Origin of the sequence: Streptomyces sp. NBC_01750 (assembly GCF_035918095.1) — a bacterium.
Classification (GTDB): Bacteria; Actinomycetota; Actinomycetes; order Streptomycetales; family Streptomycetaceae; genus Streptomyces.
This window is the reverse complement of sequence record NZ_CP109137.1, coordinates 5,864,089-5,890,469: the sequence shown is the minus strand read 5'-3', so window position 1 is coordinate 5,890,469 and position 26,381 is coordinate 5,864,089. Positions and strand designations below refer to the sequence as shown.

The following is a 26,381-nucleotide window of genomic DNA, read 5'->3' as shown; positions in this document are numbered from 1 at the left end:
AGCCTAACGGGCTCCGGCAGCTGTCCCACCGGCCGTCTCGCCAAGCAGGATGCCCTCCAGCTCGGCCCGGCCGGGGAGTGCGTCGGGGCGGACGATCTCTCCGCTGCGTACGTAGACGAACGCGGCGCCGACGGCTTCGAGGGGGAGGCCGTGCTGCTCGGCCCAGGCGAGGCGGTAGACGGCGAGTTGGAGAGGGTCGGCGGTGCGGGTGCGGCTGGTTTTCCAGTCGACGATTTCGTACATGTGCGGCACGTCGTCCGTCTGTGGCACGCCGTCGACGCGATCGCGATCGCCTTTGCCTTTGCCTTTGCCGTTGCCGTTGCCGTTGCCGTCGGTATCGCCAGGGTCGGTTCGGTAGACGGCGTCGATACGGCCCCGGATGACGCGGCCGGCGAGGGTGAGCTGGAACGGAGCCTCGACCCGGTACGGGGTGCGGTAGGCGTACGGGGTGCGCTCGAAGGCCTCCTTGAGCGCGGCGAGGTCGCGCTCGTCCGCGATCTCGGGGTCGTCCGCGTCGCCGCCGGGAAGCTCGTCGGGGCCGAGCATGGGCAGCGGGAGCTCCTCGAACCGCGACTCCACCCAGGCGTGGAACCTTGTGCCACGGCGGGCGGAGGGCTGCGGGGGGCGTGGCAAGGGGCGGGCCAGTTCCTGGGCGAAACCGTCGGGGTCGGCGGCGAGGCGCAGCAGCTGCGAGGCGGAGAGTGACGGCGGTACGGGGACGTCGCGGACGGTGGCACGGGTGCGGCGGAGTTCCCCGGCGAGGGCGTCCAGGTCACGGTCCCAGGAGGCGATGGTGCGGGCGTCTTCGGGGTGCGGGGGGATTTCCCCCACCCCGCCCCTTCCCGAAACCGGGGGCGGGCCCCCGGGTCCCCCGGGGGTGGTGGTGGACGTGGGGGCTGACGCCCCCACACCCCCGGCACCGGCTTCGCGGCGCGGATGAGGAGGCCTTGCCGGGCTGCGCCCGTCGCCCGCCGGGGGACGGGCAGCGTCGGTGCGGTGCGGCGGCAGGCGCGGGCCGTCTGCCGGGGGCTCGGCGACGTCGGAGTCGAACGACAGCGGAACCCGGTCCGCCGCAAGCTCGACACCATCGGAGCCGGACGACAGCAGGCCAGGACCCACCGGATGCCCGGCGACGCCCGTCCCGCGAGCCGGGTCCTCGTCGGCCGTCCCGGCGAAGTCCGGGTGGTCCCTCGGGGCCGGGACATCCGTGTCGTGCCACGGGTCCGGCTCATGACCGTGATCGTCATCGCCCTCCCGGAACGGCTCCGGCTCCGGTTCCAGCTCCCAGTCGTCCCAGTCCGGCAGGTCCACGGCGTCGGCGTCCGTGCGCTCGTCCACGGGCCCATCCGGCGGAGGCGGTTCCTCATGGGACCCCGTCGACCCGTTGGCCAAATAGGAGAGCACCGTGTCCGCCGCGGCGCGGCGGCGGGTCATGGATGCGGCGTCCAGAGGGAGCGGCCAGGCCTGCGACGCCGTCGTCGTGTGCAGTGCCGGGTTCTCCGCGTCTTCCTCCGGCTCGTCCGCCCAGACCTCGATCTCGCCGAAGTCCTCCGCGCAGTGGTCGTACAGCGCCTGGAGGAACGCCGAAGGGCCGCGCCGGCGCTTCTGGGTCGGGCCCCACCAGTGGGCCGAGCCGAGGAGCAGTGAGCGGGGGCGGGTGAACGCGACGTAGCCGAGGCGCAGTTCCTCGGTGTGCTGGTGGTCCTTCATCGACTCCTTGAAGGCCCTGAGACCCTTCGCGTCCCAGGAGGGCACGTCCGGGAGGGTCGCCGCGTCCCCACGCAGCGCATGCGGGAGGACCTTGGACTGGGAGGTCCATGCCTCGCGCGCCTGGTCGTTCGGGAAGTGCTTGGCCACCAGGCCCGGGATGGCCACGACGTCCCACTCCAGGCCCTTCGACTTGTGCGCCGTCAGGACCTTGACGGTGTTCTCGCCTCCCGGCAGAGCGTTGTCCAGGCCCTTCTCGTACTGCGCGGCGGTACGCAGGAAGGCGAGAAAGGCGAGCAGCGTCGCCTCCCCGTCCAGCGCCGCGAATCCGGCCGCCGTGTCCAGAAAGTTGGCCAGAGTCTCGCGGCGGCGGGCGGCCAGGGCGTGCGGTGAGGCGGAGAGTTCGACCTCGAGGCCGGTGGTGGCCAGCACTCGGTGCAGGACGTCCATCAAAGGGTCGGCAAGCGAACGGCGCAGATCGCGCAGTTCGGCGGCGAGGCGGGCGAAGCGGACCCGTGCCTGTGTGGAGAAGGGCAGGCCGTCGTCCTCCCCGCCGGCCGACTCCAGGAATGTGTCGAGCGCGTCGGCGAGCGAGATGACCTCGGCCGGGTCGATGCCTTCCACGGCGGCGGCCAGTCGCTCGTCCGGCTCCTTCTCCTCGGACGAGGTGCGGTGGACCAGCAGCCGGGCCCGGCGGCCCAGCAGCGCCAGGTCGCGCGGGCCGATCCGCCAGCGCGGTCCCGTGAGCAGACGTACGAGAGAGGCGTTGGCGCCCGGATCCTGCAGGACCTCGCACATGGCGACCAGGTCGGCGACCTCGGGGAGGTGCAGCAGCCCGGACAGGCCGACGACCTCGACCGGGACGTCCCTGGCGACCAGCGCGCCCTGGATCTCGGCGAAATCGCCCGCCGTGCGGCACAGGACGGCGATCTCGCCGGGCTCCTTGCCCGTACGCACGAGGTGGGCGATCGAGTCGGCGAGCCACTCGATCTCCTCCGCGTGCGTGGGCAGCAGGGCGCAGCGGACGATGCCGTCACGCTCGGCTCCGGGAGCGGGCCGCAGCGCTTCGACGCCTTCGTGCATGGCGCGCAGAGGCTCGGCGAGGCCGTTGGCGAGGTCGAGCAGGCGGCCGCCGCTGCGGCGGTTCTCGCTGAGCGAGAAGCGGGTGGCGGGGCGGCCGTCGGCGTACGCGAAGTGGGCAGGAAAGTCGTCCAGGTTGGCCACGGAGGCGCCACGCCAGCCGTAGATCGCCTGGCAGGGATCGCCGACCGCGGTCACGGCATGGCCGGTGCCCTGCCCGAACAGGCCGGACAGCAGCAGCCGTTGGGCCACGGACGTGTCCTGGTACTCATCGAGGAGGACGACCCGGAATTCGTCCCGCAGGATGGTGCCGACCTCCGGCCGCGTGAGCGCGAGTTCGGCCGAGAGTGCGATCTGGTCACCGAAGTCGAGGAGGTCGCGGGCGCGTTTGGCCTCGCGGTAGCGGACGGTCAGGTCGAGCAGCTCACGGCGTGCGGCGGCCGCCTCGGGGACCTTGCGCAGCTCGGCGTTGCTGAGCCGGGCGCTCTGAAGCGTGCTCAGCAGCTCGGAGTCGTACGCGCCGAGCTGCTCGGGTCGTACCAGATGCTCCGCGAGGTCCGCGTCCAGTGCCAGCAGGTCGCTGACCAGGGACGGGAAGGACTTGGTCAGCGAGGGGTAGGGCCCCGGCGCCTCGCGCAGCACACGCGCGGCGAGCTGATAGCGGGTGGCGTCGGCGAGCAGTCGTGCGGTCGGCTCCAGGCCTATGCGCAGTCCGTGGTCGGTGAGGAGCTGTCCGGCGAAGGCGTGGTACGTGGAGATGCGGGGCTCGCCCGGCGGGTTGTCGGGATCGATGGCGTCGGGGTCCGTCACCCCGGCCCGTACGAGGGCCTTGCGGACACGCTCGGCGAGCTCGCCCGCGGCCTTGTTGGTGAAGGTGAGACCGAGGACCTGCTCGGGCGCGGCCTGGCCGGTCCCGACGAGCCACACCACCCGCGCCGCCATCACAGTCGTCTTCCCCGACCCGGCTCCGGCCACGATGACCTGCGGGGCTGGCGGCGCGGTGATGCAAGCCGTCTGCTCCGGGGTGAAGGGGATGCCGAGGAGCTCCTTGAGCTGCTCGGGGTCGGTGATGCGTGCGGTCACCTCAGAGAGGCTAATGGGGACCACTGACAGCGGTGGTCCCCCTCGGCCTCAACCGCGTCAGGCGCCGGAGCCCGCGCCCAGCTTCTCCAGGTCGACGACCTGGTCGGCCGGCGGAGCCGCGGCCTTCACCGGCTTGTTGTAGTCGGAGAAGACCATCGTGCCGGGCTCGTCGCCGCCGACCTTGACGACCTTGAGCAGGTAGGGCTCCCCCTCCTTGGCCACGTACATGGTCGTCGTCTCGCCGTTGGCCGCCTTCTTCACCACGGTCGCTGTGGCCTGGCCGTCGACCTCGGCGTCTGGGCCCTTGGTCATGCCCTTGCGCTCCGACTTGTTCTTGTCCATGTCGGCGATCATGGCCTTGAGGTCGCAGACTTCGCCCATGTCGCCGGAGCTGCCCGCCGGCATCTTCATCCAGCGGCCCTTCATCAGCTCGACGACGCTGTCGGTCTCCTTGCCGGACGCGCCGTCCCCGCTCATCGAGGCGCGCCAGAACTTCTCGTCGCCCTTCATGTACATGACCTTGTTGACCTGGAGGAGCTCGGCGTTCCCGCCCTCCATGCTCATCTTGCCCGCGCAGGCGCTCTTGGTGTCGACCGCGAAGTCGACGGTCAGCTGCTCGCCGTCGCTCTTGATCTGGCCCACCATCCGGATGGACTGGGCCGCCTTCGTGGCCGTCATGGCCTTGTCGCCGATCTGGTCGGCCGTGAGGCCGGCGAACGGGTCCACCGGAGCCTTCGAGGACGTAGCGGCCGCCGGCTCCTTCGTCTTCCCCTCAGAAGTGCCGTTGTCCTTGGTGCCGTCCTTGGAGCAGCCCGCCAGTCCGGCGATCGCGGCCACACAGACCGTCGCCGAAACCAGGAACTTCCTATTGGCTGCCATGTGTCTCTCCCTGTAGATCCTGCTTATCGCACCTTTATGCGACTGTCGCGGACCTCATTTGGATGCACGGAGTCAACGTGAGTTGGACCACATCGCCGAACGCAGGCGGCTGTCACTCGACGATCTGGCGGCCCTCGGGCTGGGCGCTGCACGAGGCGCGGAAGCTGCAGTGGGTGCAGTGCTGGCCGGTGGACGGGGTGAAGCGCTCGTCGAGTACACGTCCGGCGGCGGTGGCGAGCAGATCGCCGACCCAGGCGCCGCTCAGGGGCTCCTGGGCCTGGATCCTGGGGAGCTCGTCGCCGCCGTCCTTCTTGGCTGCGGGCTGGCGCAGCTGTACGAGTTCGGCGCCGCCGGGTTCCGGGCGCCGGCCGTCGAAGGCCTCGTCGAGCGCGCCTTCGCGTACCGCGAGCTGGTAGACGGCGAGTTGAGGGTGGGCGGCGACCTCGTCCCTGGTGGGTGTCTGCTTGCCGGTCTTGAAGTCGACGACGTACGCGCGTCCTTCGGCGTCCTGCTCGACGCGGTCCATGGAGCCCCGGATCCGTACCTCGTACTCCCCCGCCTCGAGCGTCACGTCGAAGTCGTGCTCGGTGGCGGCGGGGGCACGGCCGCCGCGGCCGCCGCGGTCCATGACGTGCCAGCGCAGGAAGCGTTCGAGCGCCACGCGCGCGTGCTCCTTCTCCTGCTGCGACTTCCAGGGCGCGTCGAAGACGAGCGCGTTCCAGACGGAGTCGAGGCGCTCCATGAGAACGGCGAGGTCGGCGGGGGTCTGTCCGGAGGCGACCTCGTCCGCGAGCACATGGACGACGTTGCCGAAGCCCTGGGCGGCGGTGGCGGGTGCGTCCGCCTTCACCTCGCGCCCGAGGAACCACTGGAGCGCACAGGTGTTGGCGAGCTGGTCCAGTGCGCTGCCGGAGAGCGTGACGGGCTGGTTCCGGTCCCGGAGCGGGATCTCGCTCTGCGTCGGCTCGTACAGGCCCCACCAGCGGTAGGGGTGCGCGGCCGGTACGAGCGGCTGGCCCTCGTCGTCGGTGAGCGCGGCGAGGCGGGCGAGGCGGCGGGCGGCGGCGTCCCGCAGCGCGTCCGTCGCCTGCGGGTCGACGGTGGTGGCGCGCAGCTCGGCGACGAGCGCGGCGACGGCGAGGGGGCGGCGCGGGCGGCCGGTGATGTCCTTGGGCTCCACACCGAGCTCGGTGAGGAAGCGGGAGGGCTGGTCGCCGTCGTCGGCGGGGGCCTTGACGGCGGTGACGACGAGGCGGTCGCGGGCGCGGGTGGCGGCGACGTAGAAGAGCCGCCGCTCCTCGGCGAGGAGGGCGCCGGGGGTGAGCGGCTCGGCGAGGCCGTCGTGGCCGATGCGGTCGGCCTCGAGGAGCGAGCCGCGGCGGCGGAGGTCCGGCCACAGGCCCTCCTGCACACCGGCGACGACGACCAGGCTCCACTCGAGTCCCTTGGAACGGTGGGCGGTCATCAGACGGACGGCGTCGGGGCGGACGCTTCTCCCGGCGAGGGTGTCGGCGGCGATGTCCTGGGCCTCGACCTCTTCGAGGAAGTTGAGGGCCCCGCGTCCGCCGGTGCGTTCCTCGGCGCGGGCCGCCGTGTCGAAGAGGGCGCAGACGGCGTCGAGGTCGCGGTCGGCGTTGCGGCCGGCCGCGCCGCCGCGGAGAGCCGCGCGCTCGAGTCGCTGTGGCCAGGGAGTGCCGTCCCAGAGCTCCCAGAGGGCCTCTTCGGCGGTGCCGCCACCTTCGAGGAGCTCGCGCGCCTTGCGCAGCAGCGCGCCGAGGCGCTGGGCGCCGCGGGCGTATGCCGGGTCATGCGCGACGAGGCGCTCGGGCTCGGCGAGTGCGCGGGCGAGGAGCTGGTCGGAGGGCGGTGGTACGCGGTTGCCACCGGCCCGCTCCTCGTCCCGGAGGGCGCGGCCGAGCCGCCGGAGATCGGCGGCGTCCATCCCGCCGAGAGGGGAGGTGAGCAGGGTGAGTGCGGTCTCGGTGGAGAGCCAGGAGGTGGGGGTGCCGGTTTCGGCCGCCTCGGCACCCGGCGTCGGATCCGCGGCCGCATCCGCAGCGGCGTCCCCATCCGCGTCCACATCCGCATCCGCATCCGCATCCGCGTCCGCGTCCGCGTCCACCGACGGTGCCCCGGCGGGTCCGGATGCCTCCGCAGCCCCCTCACCCGGTTCCGCCGGACCGCGCAGTGCGGCCGTTGCCGCCGTCCGCAGGGCCGTCAGCAGGGGCGATACCGCCGGTTCGTGGCGCAGCGGAACGTCGTCGCCGTCGATCTCCAGCGGGACGCCTGCCGACGTCAGCGCACGGCGGACCGAAGGGATGGTGCGGCCGCCCGCGCGGACCAGGACCGCCATGTCGTGCCACGGGACGCCCTCCTCCAGGTGGGCGCGGCGCAGGATGTCGGCGATGTTGTCGAGTTCCGTCGACGCCGTCGGGAAGGTGTACGTCTCCACCCGCCCGCCCTCGCGGACCGGCGCCGGCTCCCGGTGGGCGCGGGCCTGCTCCGACGGGAGGCGGGGCAGCGGCATCCGGCGGGTCAGCAGCCGGGTCGCCGCCAGCAGGTCCGCCCCGCTGCGACGCGACGTGGTGAGTACCGACACCTGCGAGGGTCTGCCGTCGGCGTGCCGGAAGGCGTCGGGGAAGTCGAGGATGCCGTTCACGTCCGCGCCGCGGAAGGCGTAGATCGACTGGTCCGGGTCGCCGAAGGCGACCAGTGTCCGGCCATGTCCGGCCAGCGCCTGGAGCAGCCGTACCTGGGCCGGGTCCGTGTCCTGGTACTCGTCCACGAACACCGCGTCGTACGGGAAGGGGTACGCCGCGTCGTACGGCGATCCGGTCCGTTCGGCCAGCAGCACCGCGCGGTGCACCAGTTCCGCGTAGTCGAGGACCCCCTGCATGTCCAGGACGTCCAGATACTCGGCGAGGAAGGACGCGGCCGCCCCCCAGTCGGGACGGCCGGTGCGGGCCGCGAAGCGCGCCAGCGAGTCGGGGCCGAGGCCCAGTTCCCGGCTCCGGGCCAGCACCGCCCGTACCTCGTCCGCGAAACCGCGCGTGGTGAGGCACGCCCGCAGCTCGTCCGGCCAGTGATTGCGCGCCAGCCCTTCGGCCTCCAGGTCGAGCTGGCCCGCCAGCATGTCGCGTACGGCGACGTCCTGCTCGGGACCCGACAGCAGCCGCAGCGGCTCGGAGAACAGGTCCGCGTCCTGGTGCGCGCGGACCAGCGCGTAACAGAAGGAGTGAAACGTCGTCGCCTGCGGCCCGCGCGCACCACCCAGCCGCAGCGCCATCCGGTCCCGCAGCTCCACCGCCGCCTTGCGGCTGAACGTGAGGACCAGGATCCGCTCCGGATCCACCCCCTTCGCGACGCGCGCGGCCACCGCCTCCACCAGCGTCGTCGTCTTGCCGGTGCCCGGACCTGCCAGAACGAGCAATGGACCGTGACCGTGGTCAACCACCGCACGCTGAGTTGCGTCCAGGAGAGGGGGATCCACCGGGCCCGGCGGGGTACGCACCAGTCGGTACGCGCCCGGGGTCCTCGCCTTGCGCCCCTGCGGGCGTGGGGGGACCCCCTGCCGTACCTGTTGCCGGTACGCCGTACGCCCGGTGGTGGAGGAGGAGCTCACGTGGATCGCCGGTCCTGGTGGGTGTGCTGGTGGTGATGGAGCGGTTCGTGCCGCGCGCTGGAGACGCTACGCCGACGCGGGGCGGGGACGCAGCGAGTCGGCCGCGCAGCAAGGCCTCCTACGGTCTTCGTACGCCGTACAGGCCCTCGCTTGGCGCCGCCTCTTGGCCGAAGCTGTCATACGTGACCGCTGTCGCCCGCACCACCTTCGCCCTCCCATCGCGCGCGCTTCATGTCGAGCCGTGGCACATGGCCTTCGGCGCTGCGCGAAGCCTCGCGCAGCGGCGTGCCCTCCGTGCGGTACCGCGCCAGGGCCCGCAGCTCGTGCCCGGGCAGCAGCGTGCCGTCCGAGCGCACCACACGCCACCAGGGCACTCCACCGCCGTACAGCGCCATCACGCGGCCGACCTGGCGCGGCCCGCCCTCCCCGAGCCACTCCGCGACATCCCCGTACGTCATCACCCGGCCCGGCGGAATCAGCTCGGCGACCTCGAGCACCCGCTCCGCGTACTCCGGCAGCTCATCCATCCCGCCCATCCTGCCGCACGCCACCGACAACGCCTCCGACAGCAGGCACAGTGGAGGGTGTGGGACCGGAGAAGGAGAGGGGCGTATCTCACGTGCCTGAAGTCCCCGCGATGCACCCTGATGCCCCCCTGTGTCGTCCGGTCGTGCCACCATCATGCGGGCGGTGACTGGTGATACGAGATCAAGAAGAGACAGAGACGGCGAAGGAGCAGGGCGTGCAGCCTCCGAAGGCGGCAAGCACCCCTGAGTCCGAGACGTCCCCAAAAACGCCCGCTCCGCAGGCCGACGCGAGCGACGCGACGGGGGCGTCCGACGTCGCGGACGCGACCGGCGTCGACCGGGTTTCCGGGGACGAGCCGCTGCTCGCCGCCCGTGTCCACCGCCCCTCCGACCTGCTGCGGCTGCTCATCGGCATCCTGGCGATCGCCGTGGTGCTCGCCGTCGCCGCCTTCGCCCACGGCACCACATCCGGTCTCGAGCAGGACATCAACAAGGGCACCGGACAGGCCCCCGACCTGCTGGTCAAGATCGCCGGGCTGGCGTCCAGCATCGCCGTACTGCTCGTCCCGGTCGCCTTCGCGATCGAGCGGCTGGTCAAGCGGGACGGCCTGCGGATCGCGGACGGCGTCCTCGCCGCCGTCCTCGCGCACGGCGTCACCCTCGCCACCGATCTCTGGGTCGCCGAGGCCGCGCCCGGCACACTCCAGGACGCGCTGACCCAGGCGCAGACCGGCGGTGGGCTGACCGATCCGGTGCACGGCTATCTCGCGCCCGTCATCGCCTATATGACGGCCGTGGGGATGGCACGGCGGCCGCGCTGGCGTGTGGTGCTGTGGGTGGTGCTGCTGCTCGACGCCTTCGCGATGCTGGTCGCCGGCTACACCACCCCGTTCTCGATCATCCTCACTGTGCTGCTCGGCTGGACCGTCGCGTACGGCACGCTGTACGCCGTCGGCTCGCCGAACGTACGGCCCACCGGCCAGACCCTGCTGGCCGGTCTGCGCCATGTCGGTTTCCGCCCGGTCACCGCGATGCGCTCCGAGGACGTTTCCGACTCCGCCGACAACGGCGACCGCGGCCGCCGCTATCTGGTCTCACTGGAGGAGGGCGCGCCGCTCGATGTCACCGTCGTCGACCGCGAGCAGCAGGCGCAGGGCTTCTTCTACCGGGTGTGGCGCCGGCTGACGCTGCGCTCCATCACCACCCGCCGCTCCATCCAGTCGCTGCGACAGGCACTGGAGCAGGAGGCGCTGCTGGCGTACGCGGCGATCGCCGCCGGAGCCAACGCCCCCAAACTGATCGCCACCTCGGAGCTCGGTCCGGACGCCGTGATGCTGGTGTACGAGCACCTGGGCGGCCGCTCCCTGGACTCCCTGACGGACGACGAGATCACCGACGACGTGGTGCGCGGGGCCTGGCAGCAGGTGAAGGCGCTCCAGTCGCGGCGTATCGCGCACCGCAGGCTGACCGGAGACGCGATTCTGGTGGATCGCCTCGGCAAGGTGATCCTGACGGATCTGCGCGGCGGCGAGATCGCGGCGGGCGATGTGGTCCTGCGCATGGACATCGCACAGCTGCTCACCACGATCGGGCTGCGGGTGGGTGCAGCGCGCGCGGTGGCCACAGCGGTCCAGGTGCTCGGCCCGGAGGCGATCGCCGACTGTCTGCCGCTGCTCCAGCCGATCGCGCTGAGCCGCTCCACCCGGGCGACACTGCGCAGGCTGGCCCGCGAGCGGTCGCATCGTGAGCGGGAGGCGGTGCTCGAGGCGTCCGCGGCCGCCAAGCGGGCCCGTACGGAAGAGGCGGCGGAGGAAACGCCGGCCGACGACCGCAAGGCCGTCCGCAAGTCGGAACGGGCGGAGAAGCAGGCCGACAAGAAGGCCATGGACGAGGCCATGGACGAGGCGCGCGAGGAGGATCTGCTCTCCCAGATCCGTCGCCAGGTGCTGCTGATCAGACCGCAGGCACCGGTCGAGCCGGTCCGTCTCGAGCGGATCAGGCCACGTACGCTCATCAGCTTCATCGCCGGTGCGGTCGCCGCCTACTTCCTGCTCTCGCAGCTCGCCGGCATCGACTTCGGCACGGTCTTCCGGCAGGCCGACTGGCGCTGGGTGGCGGTGGCCGTCGCCTTCTCCGCGATCAGCTACTTCGCCGCGGCGATGAGCCTGCTGGGCTTCGTGCCGGAGCGGGTCGGCTTTCTGCGGACCGTGGTCGCGCAGGTCGCCGGTTCCTTCGTCAAGATCGTCGCCCCGGCTGCGGTCGGCGGCGTCGCGCTGAACACCCGCTTCCTCCAGCGCTCGGGCGTACGGCCCGGTCTCGCCGTGGCCAGTGTCGGCGCCTCCCAGCTCTTCGGGCTCGGCGCGCACGTCCTGCTGCTGCTCTCCTTCGGCTATCTGACCGGTACGGAGCGAACGGCGTCGTTCACGCCGTCGAGGACGGTGATCGCGGGTCTGCTGACGGTCGCCGTGCTGGTGCTTGTGGTGACCGCGATCCCGTTCCTGAGGAAGTTCGTCTCCACGCGGCTGCGCTCGCTGTTCGCCGGTGTGGTGCCGCGCATGCTCGACGTACTGCAGCGGCCGATGAAGCTGCTCACCGGCATCGGCGGGATGCTGCTGCTGACCGGTGTGTTCGTGATGTGTCTGGACGCGTCGATCCGGGCCTTCGACCACGGCCACCAGCCGCTGAGCTACGCCAGCATCGCCGTGGTGTTCCTGGCGGGCAACGCGCTGGGCTCGGCGGCGCCGACACCGGGCGGTGTGGGCGCGGTCGAGGGCGCGCTGACCTTCGGTCTGGTCCTGGCCGGAGTGCCGAAGGAGGTCGCGGCGCCGGCGGTCCTGCTGTACCGGATGATGACGCTCTGGCTGCCCGTGCTGCCGGGGTGGTTCGCCTTCAACCACCTCACCCGCAAGGGCGCGCTCTAGCCGGGTCCGGACGGTCCCCGCACGGCCGCCCCGCCGCGCATACGCTCCGTAGCCACCCGCATGGACCGCCGTCCCGCGCGGCGCGCGCTCTCGCGGCGGACGATGGCGGCATGCCGACCACTTCCGTCGCCCTGCGCGCTGTCGCACTCTCCGCCTCCGCCGCCGTACTGCTGGCCGCCGGCTGTTCCGACAGCAGCGGCAAGAAGACGGATCAGGACCGGAAGAGGGATCTCGCCTCCCAGGAGCTGGACTGGCAGAAGTGCCCGGCCCCGTCCGAGGCCGAGGGCGGCGGCACCGAGCCGTCGCCGCTGCCCGGCGGCACCACCTGGGAGTGCTCCTTCATGGAAGTCCCGCTCGACTACGCTGAGCCGGGCGGCAAGACCATCGAGCTTGCCCTGATCCGCGCCAAGGCGCTCGACAAGAACAAGCGGATCGGCTCCCTCATATTCAACTTCGGTGGCCCCGGCGGCTCCGGTGTCAGCACGCTGCCGGCCGTCGCCGAGGACTTCGAGCCCCTGCGCGCCCGATACGACCTGGTGAGCTTCGACCCGCGCGGGGTCGGTCGCAGCATCGGCGTGGAGTGCGAGGACGACCGGCAGCTCGACGCGTTCTTCTCGCAGGACTGGACCCCCGACGACACCGCCGAGGAGAAGACCCTCGTCGAAAATCTGAAGTCCTTTGCGGACGCCTGCGAGAAGAACTCCGGCCCGGAGCTCCCGTACGTGGGCACCACGAACGCCGCCCGCGACATGGACCTGATGCACCAGGTCCTCGGCGACAAGAAGCTCTACTACTTCGGGATCTCGTACGGCACCGAACTCGGCGGCGTCTACGCGCACTTGTATCCGAAGAACGTGGGCCGGGCCGTTTTCGACGCCGTCGTCGACCCGACCGACACCTCGGAGCAGAGCGCGCTGGGGCAGGCCAAGGGCTTCCAGCTGGCCCTCACCAACTGGGCCAAGAACTGCGTGGCCCGCGGCGATCAGTGCCTCGTCCCCGGCTCGACACCGCAGGAGATCCAGGACTGGATCATCGCCCTCCTCAAGAGGCTCGACCAGCATCCGATCCCCGGCAGCGGCGACCGGAAGCTGACCCAGACGGAGGCCACCAACGGCATCGCGCAAACTCTCTACTCCACGGAGTACTGGGAGTTGCTGGAGCAGGGTCTCGACGAGGCCGACGGAGGCAACGGCGCGCTGCTGCTCGCACTCTCCGACGCCCTGAACGGACGCAGTGAGAACGGCGACTACAGCAATATCCAGGCGGCCAACGCGGCCATCAACTGTGTCGACTACAAGGACCGCTACACCGTGGAGCAGACCAGGGCGAAGCTGCCTCAATTCCGCGAGGTGTCACCGGTCTTCGGCGATACCATGGGCTGGGGCCTGATGGGCTGCAGCCAGTGGCCGGTGCCGGGCACCTGGCGCACGCCGAATGTCTCCGCCCCGGGCTCCGCCCCCATCCTCCTCGTCGGCAACACCGGCGACCCGGCCACTCCGTACGAGGGTACGAAGGCGATGGCGGACGCGCTCGGCAAGGGCGTCGGCATCGAGATCACGTACAAGGGCGAGGGCCACGGCGCTTACAACAGCGGCAGCAAGTGTGTGCAGAAGGCCGTGAACGCCTACCTCCTGGACGGCAGGGTTCCCGCCGCCGGAACGGTGTGTCAGTAGGTCCGCGTAGGATGCCGAAAAATCTTCGAAGCCGGGGGCATCCATGACGACGCGGGTACGGGCGGGGGCCCTGGCCGCCGCGGCGCTGCTGGCGGCCGGCGCCATCGCCGGCTGTGACAGCAGTACGGACACGGCAGGGGACGACGGCAAGAACGCCGCCGGGCCATCGGCCTCCCGGACCACCCCGGGCAGGGCCGCGCCGGGTGGGCCGGGCGAGCCCGTCCTGCCCGCCACCCTCACCGGCCAGAAGCTCGAGTGGAAGCAGTGCGCGGCGCCCGTGAAGGCGCAGGGCAGCTCCGCGCAGAAACCGGGCAAGCAGTGGCAGTGCGCCCGGCTCAAGGCGCCGCTCGACTACAAGAAGCCGACGGGCGAGACGATCGCGATCGCCCTGATCCGCTCGAAGGCCACGGACCGGTCCAGGCGGATCGGTTCACTCCTGTTCAACTTCGGCGGCCCCGGCGGCTCGGGTGTCGCCGGACTGCCGGGCTCGGCCGACGAGTTCAAGACGCTGCACAGCCGTTACGACCTGGTCAGCTTCGATCCGCGCGGCGTGGCGGAGAGCTCCGAGGTGACCTGCCGGGGCGACAAGGAGATAGAGGCCGGGCACAGGCTGGACTTCACCCCCGACACACCCGCGGAAGAGCAGGCCTACCTCGACGACTCCAAGGCCTTCGGCGCCGGCTGCGCCAAGAAGTCCGGGCGGGTGCTGCCGCATGTCGGCACGGCCAACGCCGCCCGCGACATGGACCTGATGCGCCAGGTCCTCGGCGACAAGAAGCTCAACTACCTCGGCTTCTCCTACGGCACCGAACTGGGCGGCACCTACGCCCACTTGTTCCCGAAGAACGTCGGACGCCTCGTCCTGGACGCGGTGGTCGATCCCGCCGCCGACTACGCCGCCCATTCGCGGGGCCAGGCGCTGGGCTTCCAGCGCGCCCTGGAGAACTACTTCAAGAGCCGGGGCATCAGCGCGAAGGACGGCACCGCGCGGGTGGTCGGGCTGCTCGGCCGGCTGGACCGCAAACCGCTGCCCACCACGGAGGGGCGCACGCTCACCGAGAGCCTGGCGCTCACCGGGATCGTCTTCCCGCTGTACTCCGAGGACCGCTGGGAGTACCTCACCAAGGGGCTGAACGAGGCGGAGAACGGTGACGGGACCCGCCTTCTGCTGATGGCAGAGGCGTACAACAGCCGCGACGAATCAGGCCACTACAGCACCCAGGACCACTCGCAGCGCGCCATATCCTGCGCGGACACCAAGGGCCGGGTGACCGCCGCCGAGGTCAGGTCGCGTCATCTGGCCGAGTTCACCAAGGTGTCGCCGGTCTTCGGCCCGTATCTGGCCTGGGACCTGGCGGGCTGGTGCGCGGACTGGCCGGTGCCGGGCGAGTCGGACACACCCGAGGTGGCCGCCGCGGGCGCGGCTCCGATCCTGGTCGTCGGCACCACGGGCGACCCCGCGACCCCGTACGAGGGCGCGAAGCGGATGGCGGACGAGCTGGGCGCGGGCGTCGGGGTGCTTCTCACCAACAAGGGCGAGGGGCACGGCGCGTACGGCAACGGCGCCTGCGCGACCGGCACGGTGGACGCGTATCTCCTGGACGGCAGGATCCCGGCGAACGGCAAGACCTGCTCGTAGGACGGCAGGACCTGACGGAAGGGCCTGTCGTAGCAGCGCGCGCCGGGAGAGATGCCCGACGCATTCAGGGCCGGGCGCCAGGCCCAGCGGTTGAAGTCGTTGCGGTTGACCGGGCGGCCCTGATCCCTATGGAAGAGCAGGGATGCCGTGACTGGCGAGCCGTCGACCGCCCGCCACGGCAGCGTCACAGCGGCGGGCGGGTCAGCCCGCCTGTGGGGAGCCCCTCCCTACTGGGTAGGGAGGGGAAGCAACCGGGAGGGGACATCCGATGGAGCTTTCGCTCGCTGGGCTGCTCGGACCCGTCTTTGGCGGGGTCGTGGTCGCTCTGACCACCTACTGGACGACGAAACAACGGGCGAGGGCTGAGGTAACGAAGCTCGAGGCCGAAGCTGAGAAGACTCGGGCAGAGACATCGATCATCTTGGCGGACCTTGACCTGCGCAGGGCGAAACCTCGTCTTCGTGACGCGCTGCCAAGGGGGTGGATCGTTAGCGGCGACAACCCAACGAACTATGAGATGGGAATCGACCACGAAGTCTTCCACGCTGGTCGGGCCAGTGGCTTCATCCGCTCGCGCCCAGACCCCGTTGGTTTCGCCACGCTGATGCAACAGTTCAAGGCCGACTCTTACCGCGGGACGCGTTTGCGAGTCTCAGCCCTGATCAGAGCGAACGAGGTGCTTGGTTGGGCCGGCCTGTGGATGAGGATTGACGACGGGGACGGCAAAATGCTTGCGTTCGACAACATGCAGGAGCCGGACCGGAGGATATCCGGAAGCTGCGGCTGGCAGAGACACGCCGTGGTCCTAGGGCTTGTCCGGCGGATCTTGTGACCGTCGTGGCTTGGGGTCGTTGGCATGAGCATGGGGCGGGGAGATTTAACGCATGCGGAGTGGGCCCGGCTGAAGCCGCATCTGCCGAAGTCCGGGCAGCGCGGCGGCCGCTGGGCCGGCCACCGCAGGGTCATCAACGGGATCCTGTACCGACTGCGCACGGGGGTGCCGTGGCGGGATCTAGCTGCGCGTTTCGGTCCTTGGAAGACGGTGTACGAACGGCACAGACACTGGTCGGCGGACGGCACCTGGGACAGGATCTTCGCGGCCGTCCGGGCCGACGCCGACGCGGAAGGCCGGATCGACTGGTCGATGGTGAGCGTCGATTCGACCTCCTGCCGGGCCCATCAGCACGCCGCCGGGGCTCGTAGGAAACCGCCACGAGTGCCGGGAAAAGACGCACGCCCCGGCAGCACCGCCCCGACGAGGGACTCGGACGCTCCCGGGGCGGTCTGACCTGCAAGATCCACCTCGCCGGTGAGGGTGGACGCCGCCCCCTGGCCCTGCTGATCACTCCGGGCCAGTGGGGCGACGCTCCGCAGCTCATCCCGGTCATGGAACGCATCCGTGTCGCACGCCTCGGCGGCGGGCACCCGCGCACGCGGCCCGACCATCTCGGCGGCGACAAGGCGTACTCCTCCCGTCGCAACCGCCGCTACCTGCGACGACGCCAGATCAAGCACACCATTCCCGAACCGAAGAACCAGCGGGCCAACCGCCAACGAAGGGGCAGCAAGGGCGGCCGGCCCGCAGGCTTCGACAAGGCGATCTACAAGCGCAGGAACGAAGTCGAGCGGACGATCAACGCGTTGAAGAACTTCCGGGCCGTGGCGACGAGGTTCGACAAGCGCGGCTACGTCTTCCACGGCACCGTCACCGTCGCCTCGATCCGACTCTGGCTTCGCCCGTGATCTCTGCCGGATCTAGTCGCCGGTCGTGCCGTCGAGCATCTCGCGCAGGATGTCCAGGTGGCCGTTGTGGCGGGCTGTCTCCTCGGTGAGGTGGAGGAGGATCCAGCGCAGGTCGACATGGAGGCCGTCGCGGATGGCTCGCTGGGCCTGCTTGTCCAGGCCGTTCCCGGCGACCAGTTCGCGGTAGTGGGCGCTCTGTTCGGCGTATTCGTCGAGCAACTGCGTGAGCGGGAAGTCGACGGCGATACGCATCTCGCGGTCGGGGTCCTCCTCGGTCCAGGGGCCCTGGTCTTCCTCGCCGAGGAAGACCACCTGGAACCAGTAGTACTCGACCCAGCGGAGGTGGTTGATCACTCCGCTCATGGTCATCAGCGGTGAGCCCGGCAGGAGCGCCTTGTGGGCGTTCTCCGCAGAGACGCCATCGCACTTGGCGCGGGCGGTGTCACGTGCGTAGTCGAGAAACGTGGTGAGCTGGGTGCGCTCGTCCCACGCGGGCGGCGTGTCGTCGATTCTTGTCATCGCGCGAAGCGTCCCCGATCACCGCGCCCGATGTCGAGGCATTTAACGGCGGGCCTAACCTGCCCCACCAGCTCCTTGTCCGGTGGGTCGCCACAGCCAGTCAGCGCCGGTGGGCCGCCCGGCAAGATCCGCCGGACAGGCCCTAGCCATCCCTGAAACGAGTACCGTCATCGCCTTTGGAATCCTGCTTGATGGGCCAGGGCAAGTGTGGATCGATGGTGTGGAGTTCGAGGTGGTTGGGGAAGACGTTCCGTCAACCCACTACCTGGAACGGATGCCACTACAGCCGATCAACCTTGATTTCGAAGGTGGCGCTAACTAGGGCCTGTTGCGAAAGTGCTGGTCAAAGCCATTCGTTGATGGCTGCGACCAGCACGGTGGCTTCGTAGCGGACGGCGAGTTTGTCGTACCTCGTTGCCACTGCGCGATGTCTCTTGAGGCGGTTGATGCCGCACTCGACCGCGTGGCGTTGTTTGTAGTCTTCCCTGTCGAACTTCGGTGGTCTGCCTCCGCGGGAGCCGAGGTTCTTGCGGTTGCGGATCTGGTCCGCCTTCTCCGGGATGGTGCAGGCGATCCGGCGTCCGTGCAGGTAGGCGCGGTTGGCGCGGGATCCGTAGGCCTTGTCGCCCCGGACCTTGTCAGGTCTGGTTCGCGGCCGTCCGGGGCCTGGACGGCGTACTCGGATCTTCTCCAGGACCGGGCGGAAGTAGGGACTGTCGTGCCGGTGGCCGGCGGTGATGAGCAGTGACAGTGGTTTCTGTCCCTGCTCGGTGGCGAGGTGGATTTTCGTAGTCAGACCGCCGCGGGAACGTCCGAGGGCGTGGTCGTCGGGCTCGGTGACGAAGCCGCCGGGCGGTTCCTTTTGAAGGTCCCCTTTTACGTGCCCCGGCGGCGTGCTGATGAGCACGGCAGACCGTGGAGTCCACGCTGACGTCCCACGTGATCAGGCCCTTCGCATCGGCATCGGCCTGCAGTTGCTCCAGAATCCGGTGCCAGGTGCCGTTACGCTGCCACCGGCGGAACAGGTCGTAGACCCGGTCCCACGGCCCGTACCGCTCGGGCACATCCCGCCACGGCGTTCCCGCCCGCGTCCGCCACCGTATGCCGTCTATAAGCTGCCGCCTGGTCCAAACCGGCGGCCTCCCGGCCTTCTTGCCCATCGGCAGCAGCGGCTCCAGCCGCGACCACTGTGCATCTGTCAGATCTCCACGCGCCACAACGCATGATCATCACCGATCAAGATCCACTTTCGCAACAGACCCTAGTGCCGTATCAGGCAACGTTCGCCCTGTTGACGACCCGCGTCACTGTGACCGAGGCCTTCGGTTGGCCACGCTGAGCACCCCCGTAGACCGCCCCGGGCCAACGGGTCGAGTGGTTCGCCGAGCCGAGCCGCGGTAGTTGGAACCTGGCCGTGATTCTTGGAACCAGCTGATACGTGCCCCCCGGGGAAAGCGTTGACCCGGGTCGCTCACTTACGACGGCCATGAGAGCCGGTCAGGCGTTCGTGTGTGATAGGTGGTCGGGGAGGTCGGTGAGCCGTTCGATGCGGAGCACCGTCTCGTCTGCCGTCGGCGATGGTCCACCGGTGACGAAGTCGATGCCGCGGTCCAGCCAGATGCCGGTGAGCCCGGCGAGGGCGGCTGCGTTTGCATCGCTTTCCAGCATGTCGCCCACGTTGACCGCCTGCGCGGGGTCCGTCCGCATCCGCCGGCAGGCGGTGGCGTAGGCGCCGGGCTTGGCCGCACCGAGCTCGGTCGGGGTCAGGACGGCTTCGAAGTATTCGAAGAGGCCGAAGCGGGCGAGCTTGGCGCGCTGCTGCTCGGGGTCCCCGTTGGTGAGAACAGCCAGACGCGGTCCTCGGGGAAGCCGTTTCAGGGTCTCCAGGCATGGCTGGACATCGGGATAGCACCGCCAGGACTCCTCGAACACGGCGAGGTAGCGCTCGGCGATCCAGGCGTCCAGAAGGCCGGGACGTTCAGGAACCGGCTCGCCCAGCATCGGCAGGAAGGAACGGAGCCTGCGTCGGTGGTGCTCAGTGAAGGAACACTGACCGGCCAGGTATTCCCGCATGTGGCGCGCCTCCAGCGTCCACCACAACGTCACCAGCTCCTCCGGTGGAGCCGTCGCGTTCGGCGCAGCCTCGACGATCTGGCTGTTCGCACTGTCGACGACGGCGCGTAGGCGCCGGTCGTCGGCGTGGCGCTGGTGCGGGTGGTGCGGGAGCGGGGCGGAAACGGTCCCGGTGGCGGGCGGCCGTGGTGCCTGCCGCTGGCGGACCGGGTGCTGCTGGTGGCTGTCTACTACCGCACGAACCTCACGATGCGGCAGCTCGCGCCGCTGTTCGGGGTCTCGCCGGCGACCGTGTGCCGCGTCATCCAGCGGCTGCGGCCCCTAGAGACCCCTCCGGCAGCTGAACCTGCCGGAGGGGCTCTCGCGCTGTGGGCTCGAGGTGACTGTCAGCGGATAGGCCGCTAACGTCGAAAGAGGTGAGGTCGCGATTCAGGACACGTCCCGCGACGCGCTCCCGCAACGGTGGGCCTGCAGCCGGGAGACGTGCGTCCCTGGCTTTCACGCGGCGACCTCGACGACAGCGCCGCATCGGTCTTCGAGCGGCACCATCCAGCCATCGCGGACCCCACGCTTCGGCGTGAGGCCGCGGCCATCCCTTTCGTGCTGGGACAGCGCGAGAACGTTGGAAGAAAGAGCAGAACCATGCGAGCACATCGCGCCAAGCGCGCCTTCGCCTGCGTCGCTGCCGGCATCCTGCTGGCCGGCGGCACCGCAATCGGAGTGGCGGGCACGGCCGCAGCAGCCGCCCCCGCCACGACGACCGTCTCGGTTCCCACGGGCTGCTCGTGGCACAGCGGCTGGTACGACAGTCACCACCACTGGCACAAGGGCTATTGGGACTGCAACTGAACGGGAACAAACCGCTGACCTGCCCGCCGTCCGGGCGAGTGGCCGCTGGTACGACTCACCCCTCATGCTCTGCCGGGCGTTCAGCGGTCACCAGGGCGTGCGCTGGCCTGTGCATCCAGTACAGGGTCAGCGGGAACACAGCGTGCAGACCTGCAAACACCCACGTATCGACGCTGGCCAGCGACCCAGAGGTGAGGACCCCGGCCACGTTGGCGGACACAGTGGCTCTGTACACGGAATGGGCTCTGGTCCACTTGGTGTGGTCATGCACGCAGGGTGACTGTTGATCTTCGAGCGATGGCAGTTGAGGTCGCCCGAAAATCGCCCGACTGGACGGTGGCGTGGTCGACAGTCCTTCGCCGTGAACGAAGTGCTGCCGCAGCTGGACGAGCTGCTGTTCTCCTCGGTCGAGGGCGTGTTGGTGGAGTCGGTCAAGGTGACCGACACGGTCGTCCGGGTCGAGGCTCGTACGACCGCAGGACGGGCGGCCTGTCCGGAGTGCGGATACTGGTCGGGGCGAATACATGGCTCCTACCTGTGTTTTCCTCGTGATCTGCCGACAGCGGGCAAGCTGGTCGTGGTGTCGTTACGTGTGCGGCGGTTCGTCTGCGCGGAGGACTCCTGCGCGCGCAAGACCTTCGCTGAGCAAGTCCCTGGGCTCACGCGCCGGTTCGGACGACGGACCGAGCGGTTGCGATCGACGCTGGTGTCGGTCGGTCTCGCGCTGGCAGGCCGGGCAGGCGCCCTCATGACGGATGCTTTCAAGATCCCGGTCAGCAGGAACACCCTGTTACGGCTGATCGCCTCGCTCCCGGACCCCGCCACTGCCGCACTCCGCGTGGTCGGCGTGGACGAATACGCCCAGCGCAAGGGCCGGATCTTCGGAACTGTGCTCGTCGACGTCGAAACACGACGTCCGATCGACCTCCTTCCCGACCGGGAGGCAGACACCCTCGCGGCCTGGCTCGCCGAGCGGCCCGACATCGAGATCATTTGCCGTGACCGGGCCCCCTTCTTCGCCGAAGGCGCCACCCGCGGTGCCCCGCAGGCCCTCCAGGTCGCCGACCGCTGGCAGTGCGCCATGAGGCGCCTTGTCGTATCCCCGATTCAGTCGGGATGAACTCAGAGGGAGGTTCTTGGGTCCGATGGCTTACCCAATCTGGAAACGGTGATGGGGACCGCAGCATGCCAGGAAATCGATGACCGGGCTCAGGTATCAGAGACGGGGTATCGAGGGACCCGCGTGACATGGCGAAAGCTGGATTGCCTGAACCCAAATCCCCAGAAGACTGAAGGTCGAGTCCGCCGGAAAGATATCTGAAACCGGCGCCGTGCCCTGCGATGGCTTTGTGCCATGGCCAACGCAACCTCTGGAGCACGGAGCGATGCCCAACGAGGGCATTCAAGGGGATGAGTTGGGCGCCTACATCACGCTATGAAGTACGACAAGGACGAACATGGGATCACCTAAGGGAGGAGACCTTCCTATGGCGACGGAGGCCCCGTAGTAGTCGCCGGAGTCACGACCGGCCAAGGAGGACGGGAAAGCCGTCCACATCGGGCGAAGGGGGCCAGGTGATCGGACACTCACTACTCGGGAGGTATGCGAAATGCAGAGCGCCGAAACGGTGTTGAGTGTCCTCCGTGAACGCGGCAGGCGTGGCCTGCCGTGCAATGAACTGTATCGACAGCTCTTCAATCCGCAGTTGTATCTACTGGCTTACGGACGTCTGTACTCCAACAAGGGAGCGATGACACCTGGAGTCAATGGGGAGACCGTGGATGGCATGTCGCTGGGCAAGATCGAGCACGTCATCGACGCGCTGCGCCACGAACGCTACCGATGGAGCCCGGCCCGAAGGGTCTACATCCCGAAGGGGCGGGGCAGCACGAAGCTGCGGCCGCTCGGCCTGCCTCCGTGGAGTGACAAGCTCGTCGGCGAGGTGATCCGCCTGCTGCTTGAGGCGTATTACGAACCGACGTTCTCCAACTCATCTCACGGTTTCCGTCCCCACCGGGGCTGCCACACCGCACTGCGCGATGTGGCCAACACCTGGACGGGGACAGCCTGGTTTGTTGAAGGAGATATCGCTCAGTGTTTTGACCGGCTTGACCACTCGGTCATTCTCCGGATTCTGGGTGAGAAAATCCATGACAACAGGTTCCTTCGGCTGATGCGTAACATGCTCACAGCCGGATACATGGAGGACTGGGTCTGGAACGCCACGCACAGCGGGAGTCCGCAAGGCGGAGTTGTTTCACCGATCTTGTCGAATATCTATCTGCACAAGATGGATGAGTACGTCGAAAAGGTTCTAATCCCGGAATACACCCGGGGAGGGATCAGGAGGCGGAACCGCGCCTTTCACCGGGCGTGGACAGCTATGCAACGCGCGCGCAAGCGCGGCGACCGCGCCGAGGTGCGGGAGCTGCGCAAGCAATTCCTCAGCATGCCCAGCATGGATACTCATGATCCCGGCTACCGGCGGCTGCGATACGTGCGTTATGCCGATGACACCCTGCTCGGGTTCGCCGGACCAAAGGTAGAAGCTGAGGAAATTAAGAGACGTCTGGCGCAATTCCTGCGTGAGGAACTCAGGTTGGAACTGTCGCCGGAGAAGACCCTCATCACGCACGCCCGCACCCGGGCGGCGAGGTTCCTCGGCTACGAGATCACCGTGCACCATAACGACCGCAAGATCTCTGGCGGACGGCGCTCCGTCAATGGGGTCATCAGATTGCGCGTCCCTCGTTCGGTGGTATCTGCCAAGCAAGCCCAGTACATGAAGCGCGGCAAACCCGCGCGTCGGCCCGAACTGCTGAACCAGGACGACCACGTCATCCTCAGCACCTGCGGGTCCGAGTACCGCGGCATCGTCCAGTACTACCTGCTGGCCGGCGATGTCTTCCGACTCGCCCGGCTGCAATGGGTCATGGAGACCTCGATGCTGATGACGCTCGCCAACAAGCATCGCTCGTCGGTGTCGAAGATGGCTCGCAAGCACGCGGCCACCATCGAGACAGCGCACGGGCAGCGCAAGTGCTTCGAGGCCCGCGTCGAACGCATCGGCAGGAAACCGCTGGTCGGACGATTCGGCGGGATCCCGCTACGACGGAACAAGAAGACGGTCATCAACGACCGTCGGCTGGCCCCGGTCAACACCAAACGCAAGGAGTTGGTCACCCGGCTCCTCGCCGGACGGTGCGAGGCATGCGGACGGATCGACGAGGTGGAAGTCCACCACGTCGCCAAGCTCGCGGACCTCGGACGACCAGGCAATCGGCCGCCGTGGGCAGATCTCATGACCACGCGACACCGCAAGACCCTTGTGGTCTGCGGGACTTGTCACGCGGACATCCACGGCAAGAGACCCGTCGCAGCACTCACGGAGTAGTCACTGGAGAGCGATGTGCGGTGAAAGTCGCATGCGTCGTTCGGGCTGGGGGCCGTTGGAAAAGGACCTGCTCAGCAGGCACCTCGCCAACGGCCCACCAGTACTCTCTGGCACAACCTGGGCGAAGCCGCCGAGAAATGCGTCTACCGGCACCGCGGCTGCTTGCGCCCCACGCCGACGCAGCCGGAGGAAGCGCAGGAGGAGGCGGAGCCGACCGCGTCGTCGCCCTGGCCGACAGGGCGCCGGTTCGCCGAACGCACCCGCGCCAAGCACGCCACCATCCACGCTCTACTCGCCGCCGGGCACAGCAAGCGATCCGTCGCCCGGCAGCTCGGCATGACCCTCAACACCATCCTGCGCTTTTCCCGCGCCACCACCCCGGAGGAGATGTTCATCGGCCAGTGGCAAAGCCGTGCGACCAGGCTCGACGACTACAAGCCCTACCTCGATCAGCGCTGGCAGGAAGGCTGCACCAATGCCTGGAAACTGTGGGAGGAGATCAAGGGCCACCCACGCGGATACGCCAGCGTCCGTGACTACGTCAGCAGGACTCTTCGCGGAAAGCCCCAGCCAGTCGGCCCGCGGCCGCCATCGGCCCGCGCCGTCACGCGCTGGATCCTCACTCACCCAGACGCTCTACCCGAAGGCGACCGGCTCCACCTCAAAGCCGCTTTCAACTGCCCCGAACTGACAGCACTCGCCGAGCACGTGCGCTCCTTCGCCCACATGCTCACCCACCTGCAAGGCGACCGACTCCCCGAATGGATCGAAGCAGCCAGCGCCACCGCCGAACTGCCCAGCCTCCCCCACTTCGCTCAGCACCTCCTGCGCGACCTCGACGCCGTCACCGCCGGCCTCACCCTCTCCTGGAACTCCGGCGTCGTGGAGGGCCATGTCAACAGGATCAAGATGCTCAAGCGCCAGATGTTCGGCCGCGCAGGATTCGAACTCCTACGCAAACGGGTTCTATTGGCGTGACCGAGCGTCACCGGACCACACGAAGTGGACCAGAGCCGTGAGTCGCGTACACAGCCAGACACAGCGACGGCCACGGCGAACAGGACGTCACGGCGTGACCGGACAGCCCGGACAAGGAACAAGTCAACGGCCACCGGAACGGCGTAGGACGGCCAGCCGGGTACTCCGTGCGTCGCTGCTAGCACAGCAAGGTGAACGGGTCGCCCCGGCAGCACCGCTGCCCATCAGACTCACGAGCAAGGCCTGTTCGGCGGATCGATCTGCTCACCCTGCCCCGGTCGAGGCGCCCAGCCAAACCGAGGCAAGTGGTTTCAAGCATCAGGTGAAAGCACTGTGTCAAGCATCAATCGAAACCGGACAGCACCCGCCTGGTGGTGCGCGGACAGACTTTCCCTGATCGGCTGCGTCGAGTACGACATGGGCGACCGAGCCGCCGCCGAGAGCACGCGCCGGGCTGCGCTGTCCCTTGCCCATGAGGCGACAACTCCGAAATCACTGGTTGGGCACACGAGATGCGGGCGTGGTTCGCCCTCACGACCAGCGACTACCGCGGCATCCTTGCTGCTTCTCAGGCAGGCACCGACGCCGCACCAACCCACGGCGTAGCCGTCCAGCTCGCAGCGCAGGAAGCCAAGGGATGGGCCCGACTTGGTGACCGTCGGCAGACTGAGGTGACGCTCGATCGCGGCCGGAAGCTGCTCGAAGGAATGCCGTACCCCGAGAACCTCGATCACCACTTCGTGGTGGACCCAGCGAAGTTCGACTTCTACGCGATGGATTGCTACCGGCTACTCGGAGAAGACCGTTTCGCGGAGAACCTTGCGCACGAGGTGATTCGCGCCGGAACGGACTTCGACGGAGCCGAGCGATCGCCTATGAGGATGGCTGAAGCCCGGATCACTCTAGGTGTGGTCGCAGCCCGGCAGGGCGACCCAGATCAGGCCGTGAACTACGGCGAGTGGGCACTCAAGGGGGACCGGCAATCCTTGCCTTCGCTCCTCATGGTCAGCCGAGAACTGGCCTCGATCGTCAACCGCGACTACGCCAACGAAACTGTAGGGCGTGAGTACTTGGACCACCTCAACACCCTCACCCGCGCCCGCTGAGTTGCCTAGTGCTGTGACCGTAAAGGCTCACCGGGTTGGGCTGGCGAAATTCCGGTCAGGTCCGAAGCAGCCGTTCGAAGCACCAGGAACTCTCCACGCCGATATAGGCGTCAAAGTTCGGGATCCGCTCATAGCCGGAACGCGTGTAGAAGCGGACGGCATCGGGCTGGGCGTCCCCTGTCTCCAGCCGAAGACTGGTCCATCCCCGTCCCAAGGCCCAGTCCTCCAGCCCTCGCAGAATCTGCAGCGCCATACCCGAGCCACGCCAGGGCGGGGCGACATACATGCGCTTGACCTCGCCAATCCCTTCACCCAGGTAGCGAAGTCCTCCGCACCCCACGGCGGTGCCGCCATCCTCGTAAGCCACGAAGAACGCCGCGATGTCCGCTGCCGACGGCGCCACCCCGGGCTCACTGTCCGGGGTGCCGTATCTCTCCGCGATTTCAGCTCGCTGCCGGGCACGCAGCGCGGCGGCTTCCGGGTCCGCCCAGGCAACCTGTTCGATCTTCACGTTGCAGGATTCTGCCGAGAGCCTGTTTCGGACAGGTAAATCCAACCGATACCGCCGACCACGACCGGCGCCTCAC

The 26,381-nt window shown here is 69.0% G+C and carries 18 protein-coding genes and 1 pseudogene; 11 read left to right on the top strand and 8 right to left on the bottom strand.

Annotated features, from left to right (window positions below; translation table 11 throughout):
* Positions 1-3 precede the first annotated feature (3 nt).
* The 4 genes from OG966_RS26880 to OG966_RS26865 all read right to left on the bottom strand — a co-directional run bounded on the left by OG966_RS26880 (position 4) and on the right by OG966_RS26865 (position 8,898).
* Entirely contained in the window at positions 4-3,870 is a 3,867-nt protein-coding gene (locus OG966_RS26880; RefSeq protein ID WP_326652440.1) for an ATP-dependent DNA helicase, read from the bottom strand.
* A gap of 57 nt (positions 3,871-3,927) precedes the next feature.
* Positions 3,928-4,749 carry a hypothetical protein gene (locus tag OG966_RS26875; protein WP_326652439.1) on the bottom strand — a complete coding sequence of 274 codons (822 nt, stop codon included), beginning with the start codon at positions 4,747-4,749 and terminating at the stop codon, positions 3,928-3,930.
* Between the two features lie 112 nt (positions 4,750-4,861).
* A complete protein-coding gene (locus OG966_RS26870; protein WP_326652438.1) occupies positions 4,862-8,371 on the bottom strand; it encodes an ATP-dependent helicase in 3,510 nt (1,169 codons plus the stop codon).
* Positions 8,372-8,547: 176 nt separating this feature from the next.
* Positions 8,548-8,898: an MGMT family protein gene (locus OG966_RS26865; protein ID WP_326652437.1), complete on the bottom strand. Its 351-nt coding sequence runs from the start codon at positions 8,896-8,898 to the stop codon at positions 8,548-8,550.
* Between the two features lie 215 nt (positions 8,899-9,113).
* Between OG966_RS26865 and OG966_RS26860 the strand changes: the two genes are divergently transcribed.
* From OG966_RS26860 to OG966_RS26840, 5 genes are all read left to right on the top strand, one after another.
* Positions 9,114-11,819, top strand: coding sequence for a lysylphosphatidylglycerol synthase domain-containing protein (locus OG966_RS26860; protein WP_326652435.1), 2,706 nt, complete (start codon positions 9,114-9,116; stop codon positions 11,817-11,819).
* Positions 11,820-11,929: 110 nt separating this feature from the next.
* Positions 11,930-13,492 carry an alpha/beta hydrolase gene (locus OG966_RS26855; protein ID WP_326652434.1) on the top strand — a complete coding sequence of 521 codons (1,563 nt, stop codon included), beginning with the start codon at positions 11,930-11,932 and terminating at the stop codon, positions 13,490-13,492.
* Positions 13,493-13,535: 43 nt separating this feature from the next.
* A complete protein-coding gene (locus OG966_RS26850) occupies positions 13,536-15,131 on the top strand; it encodes an alpha/beta hydrolase (RefSeq protein ID WP_326652433.1) in 1,596 nt (531 codons plus the stop codon).
* Between the two features lie 268 nt (positions 15,132-15,399).
* On the top strand, positions 15,400-15,963 hold the full coding sequence (locus OG966_RS26845) for a hypothetical protein (RefSeq protein WP_326652432.1): 564 nt from the start codon (positions 15,400-15,402) through the stop codon (positions 15,961-15,963).
* Positions 15,964-15,993: 30 nt separating this feature from the next.
* A protein-coding gene (locus OG966_RS26840) for an IS5 family transposase (RefSeq protein ID WP_326655389.1) occupies positions 15,994-16,874 on the top strand; the annotation gives its coding sequence in 2 pieces (ribosomal slippage) (positions 15,994-16,357 and positions 16,357-16,874; 882 coding nt in all).
* A 12-nt stretch (positions 16,875-16,886) separates the two neighbouring features.
* On the opposite strand, the gene OG966_RS26835 is transcribed toward OG966_RS26840, so the two are convergent.
* The 3 genes from OG966_RS26835 to OG966_RS26825 all read right to left on the bottom strand — a co-directional run bounded on the left by OG966_RS26835 (position 16,887) and on the right by OG966_RS26825 (position 19,544).
* Complete coding sequence (locus OG966_RS26835) at positions 16,887-17,393, bottom strand: DinB family protein (protein ID WP_326652431.1); 507 nt, start codon at positions 17,391-17,393, stop codon at positions 16,887-16,889.
* A 343-nt stretch (positions 17,394-17,736) separates the two neighbouring features.
* Positions 17,737-18,610, bottom strand: a protein-coding gene (locus OG966_RS26830; protein WP_326647296.1) for an IS5 family transposase whose coding sequence is annotated in 2 segments (ribosomal slippage) — positions 17,737-18,220 and positions 18,219-18,610 — 876 coding nt in all. Because the reading frame shifts where the segments join, the coding sequence is not laid out codon by codon here.
* Positions 18,611-18,890: 280 nt separating this feature from the next.
* A complete protein-coding gene (locus OG966_RS26825; protein ID WP_406733758.1) occupies positions 18,891-19,544 on the bottom strand; it encodes an HAD family hydrolase in 654 nt (217 codons plus the stop codon).
* A 96-nt stretch (positions 19,545-19,640) separates the two neighbouring features.
* On the opposite strand from OG966_RS26825, the pseudogene OG966_RS26820 reads away from it, so the two are divergent.
* The 6 genes and pseudogenes from OG966_RS26820 to OG966_RS26795 all read left to right on the top strand — a co-directional run.
* Positions 19,641-19,790, top strand: a pseudogene (locus tag OG966_RS26820) (helix-turn-helix domain-containing protein); the annotation flags it as partial.
* Positions 19,791-20,108: 318 nt separating this feature from the next.
* Complete coding sequence (locus OG966_RS26815) at positions 20,109-20,315, top strand: hypothetical protein (RefSeq protein ID WP_326652429.1); 207 nt, start codon at positions 20,109-20,111, stop codon at positions 20,313-20,315.
* Positions 20,316-20,676: 361 nt separating this feature from the next.
* On the top strand, positions 20,677-21,435 hold the full coding sequence (locus OG966_RS26810; protein ID WP_326652427.1) for an ISL3 family transposase: 759 nt from the start codon (positions 20,677-20,679) through the stop codon (positions 21,433-21,435).
* Between the two features lie 490 nt (positions 21,436-21,925).
* Positions 21,926-23,710, top strand: coding sequence for a reverse transcriptase/maturase family protein (locus OG966_RS26805; protein WP_326652426.1), 1,785 nt, complete (start codon positions 21,926-21,928; stop codon positions 23,708-23,710).
* A 162-nt stretch (positions 23,711-23,872) separates the two neighbouring features.
* Positions 23,873-24,688 (top strand): transposase, encoded by an 816-nt coding sequence (locus tag OG966_RS26800; protein WP_326652425.1) that lies wholly within the window; start codon positions 23,873-23,875, stop codon positions 24,686-24,688.
* Between the two features lie 512 nt (positions 24,689-25,200).
* On the top strand, positions 25,201-25,794 hold the full coding sequence (locus tag OG966_RS26795) for a hypothetical protein (RefSeq protein ID WP_326652424.1): 594 nt from the start codon (positions 25,201-25,203) through the stop codon (positions 25,792-25,794).
* Positions 25,795-25,849: 55 nt separating this feature from the next.
* Here OG966_RS26795 and OG966_RS26790 read toward each other — a convergent pair whose 3' ends face one another.
* The gene (locus OG966_RS26790; protein WP_326652423.1) at positions 25,850-26,305 is read right to left on the bottom strand and encodes a GNAT family N-acetyltransferase; all 456 of its coding nucleotides are present in this window, start codon (positions 26,303-26,305) and stop codon (positions 25,850-25,852) included.
* Positions 26,306-26,381: the final 76 nt, after the last annotated feature.

What these genes read in the sequence shown, in the direction of transcription:
- OG966_RS26875 (WP_326652439.1), bottom strand. Translation starts at nt 4,749, where the DNA reads ATGGCAGCCAATAGGAAGTTCCTGGTTTCGGCGACGGTCTGTGTGGCC.
- OG966_RS26865 (WP_326652437.1), bottom strand. Translation starts at nt 8,898, where the DNA reads ATGGATGAGCTGCCGGAGTACGCGGAGCGGGTGCTCGAGGTCGCCGAG.
- OG966_RS26855 (WP_326652434.1), top strand. Translation starts at nt 11,930, where the DNA reads ATGCCGACCACTTCCGTCGCCCTGCGCGCTGTCGCACTCTCCGCCTCC.
- OG966_RS26850 (WP_326652433.1), top strand. Translation starts at nt 13,536, where the DNA reads ATGACGACGCGGGTACGGGCGGGGGCCCTGGCCGCCGCGGCGCTGCTG.
- OG966_RS26845 (WP_326652432.1), top strand. Translation starts at nt 15,400, where the DNA reads ATGGAGCTTTCGCTCGCTGGGCTGCTCGGACCCGTCTTTGGCGGGGTC.
- OG966_RS26835 (WP_326652431.1), bottom strand. Translation starts at nt 17,393, where the DNA reads ATGACAAGAATCGACGACACGCCGCCCGCGTGGGACGAGCGCACCCAG.
- OG966_RS26815 (WP_326652429.1), top strand. Translation starts at nt 20,109, where the DNA reads ATGCGAGCACATCGCGCCAAGCGCGCCTTCGCCTGCGTCGCTGCCGGC.
- OG966_RS26805 (WP_326652426.1), top strand. Translation starts at nt 21,926, where the DNA reads ATGCAGAGCGCCGAAACGGTGTTGAGTGTCCTCCGTGAACGCGGCAGG.
- OG966_RS26795 (WP_326652424.1), top strand. Translation starts at nt 25,201, where the DNA reads ATGCGGGCGTGGTTCGCCCTCACGACCAGCGACTACCGCGGCATCCTT.